Genomic DNA, 900 nt, shown 5'->3' on the forward strand with positions numbered 1-900 from the left:
GGCATTGGGCCAGCTTTTCGCAGATGGATACGCGGTATGCCTGGGGCGATGACGGCCGTGTCACGGTGCATAACGCTGATGGCAGCCGGGAAGTGTATGTCCACGATGACCGTGCGCGGCTGGTGCAACGGATTGATCCGGACGGCGCTGAACACTTCAAGTCTTATGACGACAAGGGCCGGCTGACCGTAGAGCAGGACCCGCTTGGGGCGGTGACGGCGTATCAGTACGACGACGCCGGGCGCTTGGTGGCGCTGTTTCCGGGGGACGATGAGCCGACGTCCTACGAGCATGACAACGGGTTCGTACGGGTCGTAAGGCGTGGGCTCGCCGTCTGGAAATATGAGCGCAATGATCAGGGCAACGTCATTCGCAAGACCGATCCTGACGGCAATATCACGGACTACAGCTACAACAAATATGGGCAGCTGACGGGGGTTTGGTTTCCCGATAACAGTTGCCATCGGCTGGTTTGGAATGAGCGTGGGCAGTTGCTTGAGGAGTTGCTACCCAATGGGGGTATCAAGCGTTATCGCTATGACGACCTTGGTCGGCAGGTTGTCCGCGAGGATGAACAGGGAGCGCTGACCCTGTATCAGTGGGACAGCGTGGGTCGGTTGATTCGTGTCGTATTGCCAGGCGGCGCAAAACGCGAATACAGCTACAACGCTTACGGAAAAATCACCGCCGAACACGACGAACTAGGCCACGTCACCCGCTACGAATACGCCGACGGCCTGCACCTGATCAGCCGCCGAATCAACGCCGACGGCAGCCACGTTAAGTACCGCTACGACAATCCGCGCCTGCTGCTGACCTCGATCGAAAACGAGGTGGGCGAAACCTACCGACTCGCTTACCACCCCAACGGCCTGATCCAGCAGGAAATCGGCTTTGACG

Annotated in this window: 1 pseudogene; it reads left to right on the forward strand. The window is 59.0% G+C overall.

What is annotated here, in order from left to right:
* A pseudogene (locus tag GIW28_RS30575) lies at positions 1-900 on the forward strand (type IV secretion protein Rhs); the annotation flags it as partial.

This window comes from Pseudomonas sp. PA-5-4B (assembly GCF_021606215.1).
Lineage (GTDB): Bacteria > Pseudomonadota > Gammaproteobacteria > Pseudomonadales > Pseudomonadaceae > Aquipseudomonas > Aquipseudomonas edaphica.